Annotated in this window: 4 protein-coding genes; all 4 read left to right on the top strand. The window is 53.9% G+C overall.

Going from position 1 to position 4,753, the window contains the following annotated elements; translation table 11 throughout:
• Positions 1-486 precede the first annotated feature (486 nt).
• Positions 487-1,896: an L-fucose/L-arabinose isomerase family protein gene (locus HMPREF1548_RS15930; protein WP_035322437.1), complete on the top strand. Its 1,410-nt coding sequence runs from the start codon at positions 487-489 to the stop codon at positions 1,894-1,896.
• Between the two features lie 30 nt (positions 1,897-1,926).
• On the top strand, positions 1,927-2,757 hold the full coding sequence (locus HMPREF1548_RS15935; protein WP_035322441.1) for a transketolase: 831 nt from the start codon (positions 1,927-1,929) through the stop codon (positions 2,755-2,757).
• The gene (locus HMPREF1548_RS15940; protein ID WP_021637347.1) at positions 2,750-3,688 is read left to right on the top strand and encodes a transketolase family protein; all 939 of its coding nucleotides are present in this window, start codon (positions 2,750-2,752) and stop codon (positions 3,686-3,688) included. The genes HMPREF1548_RS15935 and HMPREF1548_RS15940 overlap by 8 nt, the downstream gene beginning before the upstream one ends.
• Positions 3,689-3,766: 78 nt before the next feature.
• On the top strand, positions 3,767-4,753 hold a 987-nt coding region (locus HMPREF1548_RS15945; RefSeq protein WP_021637348.1), incomplete at its 3' end, for an FGGY family carbohydrate kinase.

A 4,753-nucleotide genomic window follows, 5' to 3' on the forward strand; every position in this document is an offset into this window, starting at 1 on the left:
GCCAACGCGGCCAAAACTCCTCACGCAGCGACTTGGGAGTCGGCTGCGTTCGTCGGACAGGCCGCTAAGGGCGGCAGAATCCTGGCCTGGCGGAGCAGTAAGAAACATCGCCGTTTTTTCATATGGAACACAAAATCACCCCACAGCAGTCCCGGCCGGAACGACACAGAAACCACCTCCCTCAGCCCCTCCCCTCCTCTCCCCACAGCCCGGACCCTCGCAGCCCCGTCCCCCTCACAGCCGATGCTGGAAGCTGGGGGTATTAGTAGCGGGAGGTAGGGGGTGTTTGGGAAAAGAATAAAATTTAGTAAATTAATACAGCAAAATGGCTTGACAATTTAATTAATATTCAATAATATTAAGCTAAAGTTAAACAAATTAATTTCGGATTTAATTAAGTTTAACTGTAGAGTTATTGGTTGGTTTGAGGTGAATTTGGAGGCTTTGGATGGCGTTTTATGCGCGGGTGCGCGGAAGGGAGAGAGTATGAAGAAAATTAAAATTGGGTTTTTGCCTACGAGGAGGAGTATTTTCAGTGCGCCGGATGCGGTGAAGTATGCAAATCTTACGAGGGCGAGGCTGCGGGAGCTGGGTGTGGAGTTTGTGGATATTTTGGATGTGAATGAGGATGGGCTTTTTTATGATGAGGGGGATCGGGAGAGGATTCAGGAAAAGTTCAGGGCGGAAGGTGTAAAGGGGATTTTTATTCCGCATTGTAATTTTGGTACGGAGTATGTGTGTGCCAGGCTGGCTAAGGAGATGGGGCTGCCGGTGCTTTTGTGGGGGCCGCGGGATGAGCGGCCTGATGAGAATGGGGTGCGGCTTCGGGACAGTCAGTGCGGGCTGTTTGCTACGGGGAAGGTGTTGAGGCGGTTCCGGGTGCCGTTTACATATATGACGAATTGCAGGCTGGAGGATCCGGAGTTTGAGAGGGGGATGAGGAATTTCCTGGCGGTTTGTAATGTGGTGGATGTGTTCCGGCATACGAGGATTCTGCAGATTGCTCCCAGGCCGTTTGATTTCTGGTCCACGATGTGCAATGAGGGGGAGCTGTTGGAGCGGTTTAATATTCAGCTGTCACCGATTCCCATGCCTGAGCTGACGGCGGAGATGAAGAGGGTGAAGGAAGAGGGATGCGAGGCCGCTAAGGTGGTGGAGTATTGTAATAGTAATATGTGTGTGAAGATTAAGCCGGAGGAGCTTGCAAATGTGGCGGCGCTGAAGGTTGCCATGAAGAATCTGGCCGGGAAGTATGGGTGTAATGCCATTGCAATTCAGTGCTGGAATGCCCTGCAGGGGGAGATTGGGATTATGCCCTGTGCTGCAAATTCTCTTTTGAATGAGGAGGGGATTCCGGTGGTGTGTGAGACGGATATTCATGGGGCGATTACCGCTGTTTTGGTGGAGGCTGCGGGAATGGATGAGAACAGGAGCTTTTTCGCGGACTGGACGGTGAGGCATCCGGATAATGAGAACGGAGAGCTGTTGCAGCATTGCGGGCCCTGGCCGATTTCCGTGGCGCAGGAGAAGCCGGTTATCGGTTATCCTCTGGCCTTTGAGCATCCGGGCGCGGTGGAGGCGCAGGCAAAGCTGGGTGAGATGACGCTGGCGCGTTTTGACGGGGATAATGGGGAATATTCCATGCTTCTTGGAAATGCAAAGGGCGTGGAGGGGCCGTATACCAAGGGAACCTATGTGTGGGTGGAGGTTAAGAACCTGAGGCGTCTGGAAGCCAGGCTTGTTGAGGGGCCTTATATTCATCATTGTGTGGGTATCCATGCAGATGTGGTGCCGGTGCTGTATGAGGCGTGCAAGTATATGGGTGTGAAGGCGGATCTTTATGATGACAATCCGGAGGAAGTAAAGGAAGCGTTTTGTCAGGCAGGAGTTTTATGAAAGGTTAAGAGGAGAATGGGCATGGATGAGATGAAAAAACTGGCGGCACTGGCCTATGAGCTGCGTGAGGATGTGGTGAATATGGTGGTGGAAGGAAAGGGCGGACATATCGGCGGGGATATGAGCGTCATGGATATTCTGGTGTCGCTTTATTTTAAGGAAATGAATATCAGTCCTGAGAATCAGGAGTCTGCAGACAGGGATCGTTTTATTATGAGCAAGGGGCATTCGGTGGAGGCTTATTATGCGGTGCTGGCCAGGAAGGGTTTTTTCCCAAAAGAAGAGGTGATGCGGAAATTTTCCAGATTTGGCTCGCCTTATATTGGGCATCCGAACAATAAGCTTCCGGGGATTGAGATGAATTCCGGTTCGCTGGGGCATGGGCTTCCGGTGTCGGTGGGGATGGCCCTGGCCGGGAAAATGGATCACAGGGATTACCGGGTATATACCGTTATGGGAGACGGCGAGCTGGCGGAAGGGTCTGTATGGGAAGGCGCTATGGCGGCTTCTCAGTATAAGCTGGATAACCTGTGTGCGGTGGTGGACCGCAACCGTCTGCAGATTTCGGGAAGCACGGAGGATGTGATGGGACAGGACAGCCAGGAGGAGCGTTGGGCGTCCTTTGGCTGGAACGTGCTCAGCGTGGACGGCAACTGTATGGAGGATCTGTGTGGCGCATGGGCGGCGGCAAGAGCCTGTAAGGGGCGGCCTACGGTGGTGATTGCCAATACGGTGAAGGGCTGTGGTTCCGCAGTGATGGAAAATAAGGCGCCCTGGCATCATAAGGTGCCAGGGGAAGAGGAATATGCACAGATTATGAAGGATTTGAAGGAGAGAAGGGAGGCCCTTTATTATGAATAAAATACCGAACAGACAGGCTATCTGTGAAGTGCTTATGGAAAAGGCGGAAACGGATAAGGATATTGTGGTGCTTTGCAGCGATTCCCGGGGAAGCGCTTCGCTGGCGCCTTTTGCCGCCAAATATCCGGAGCAGTTCGTGGAGGTGGGTATTGCGGAGCAGGATTTGGTGAGCATTTCCGCAGGGCTTGCCAAATGCGGGAAAAAAACGTTTGCGGCTTCTCCTGCCTGCTTCCTTTCCACAAGAAGCTATGAACAGGCAAAAATAGACTGTGCTTATTCAGATACCAATGTGACTCTGGTGGGAATCAGCGGCGGCGTCAGCTATGGGGCGTTGGGAATGAGCCATCATTCCGCGCAGGATATTGCAGCCATGTCCGCAATCCCAAACATGCGGGTTTATCTGCCAAGCGATCGGTTCCAGACGGCAAAGCTCATTGAGGCGCTGCTTCAGGATACCAGGCCTGCCTATCTGCGTGTGGGGAGAAATGCGGTGGAGGATATTTACAGCGAAAATAATGTTCCGTTTGTGATGGATAAGGCTACGGTGCTGGCTGAAGGGACGGATGTGCTTCTTGTGGCCTGCGGGGAGATGGTGCGTCCGGCCCTGGATGCCGTTGCGCTGTTGAAGGAGCAGGGGATCAGCGCTGGGCTTCTGGATATGTATTGTGTGAAGCCGTTGGATAAGGAAGCGATAGTGGACGCGGCAGGGAAGGTGAAGGCTGTGATCAGCGTGGAGGAGCATGCGCCCTTCGGCGGCCTTGGTTCCATGGTGAGCCAGGTGGTGGGCAGTGCCTGCCCCCGCCGTGTGATCAATATGGCGCTGCCGGATGCACCGGTGATTTCGGGAACCTCCCGGGAAGTGTTTGACTATTATGGGCTGAATGCGGAAGGCATTGCGGCAAAGGCGGCGGAGATTTTAAAGGAACTGTAATGGATTAAGCGGTTCCATCACAGCTACCAGGCAGCTATGCAAATTTGTGAGTTTCGAAAAATTTAAGGGGATAAAAAGGTGGAACAAAAATTTATCATAAGCATAGACCAGAGCACCCAGGGAACGAAGGCGCTGTTGTTTGACGGCTGCGGGAAGCTGCTGGCAAGGGAGGATCTGGCCCATCGTCAGCTGGTGAATGCACAGGGGTGGGTATCCCATGACCTGCGTGAAATCGCGGATAATACGGTCCGGGCGGTGGGGCTCCTTATGGAAAAAAACGGGGTTTCGCCGGCGCAGATCGTTGCTGTAGGCATCAGTAACCAGAGAGAAACAACGGCCATGTGGGATCGCGGGAGCGGGGAGCCGCTGGCCGATGCCGTCGTCTGGCAGTGCGGCCGGGCGGGGAGTATTGTCCGGGATATTGCAAAGCGGGGATTTGATAGTATAATAAAAGAAAAAACGGGGATACCCTTGTCCGCTTATTTCCCGGCAGCCAAAATGGCATGGCTGCTGGGGCAGGAGGAAGGGCTTACAGAGCGGGCCGGGCGGGGAGAAATCTGTCTGGGCACCATTGACAGCTGGCTGATCTGGCAGCTGACGCAGGAGCATGCGTTTAAGACGGATTATTCCAATGCCTCCAGAACCCAGCTGATGAATCTGAAAACCCTTGCATGGGATGAGGAGCTTGCCGGAATTTTCGGGATCCCCATGGAGTGCCTGGCGCAGATATGTGATTCGGATGCGGTTTATGGCCATACCACCATGAACGGGCTGTTTGAAAAGCCTGTTCCCATCTGCGGGGTGCTGGGAGATTCCCATGCTGCGCTGTTCGGGCAGGGCTGCCTGCAGCCTGGTATGAGCAAGGCCACCTACGGAACCGGTTCCTCTCTGATGATGAATATCGGCGGGCAGCCCATTCCCAGCAGTCACGGCGTGGTGACCTCTCTGGCCTGGAAGCGTAAGGGGAGAGTGGATTATGTGCTGGAGGGGAACCTGAATTATACCGGCGCGGTGATTACCTGGCTGAAGAAGGATGTGGGGCTCATCGGCTCCGCAGGGGAGACG

This window comes from Clostridium sp. KLE 1755 (genome assembly GCF_000466465.2).
Classification (GTDB): Bacteria; Bacillota; Clostridia; order Lachnospirales; family Lachnospiraceae; genus Eisenbergiella; species Eisenbergiella porci.

What these genes read in the sequence shown, in the direction of transcription:
- HMPREF1548_RS15930 (WP_035322437.1), top strand. Translation starts at nt 487, where the DNA reads ATGAAGAAAATTAAAATTGGGTTTTTGCCTACGAGGAGGAGTATTTTC.
- HMPREF1548_RS15935 (WP_035322441.1), top strand. Translation starts at nt 1,927, where the DNA reads ATGAAAAAACTGGCGGCACTGGCCTATGAGCTGCGTGAGGATGTGGTG.
- HMPREF1548_RS15940 (WP_021637347.1), top strand. Translation starts at nt 2,750, where the DNA reads ATGAATAAAATACCGAACAGACAGGCTATCTGTGAAGTGCTTATGGAA.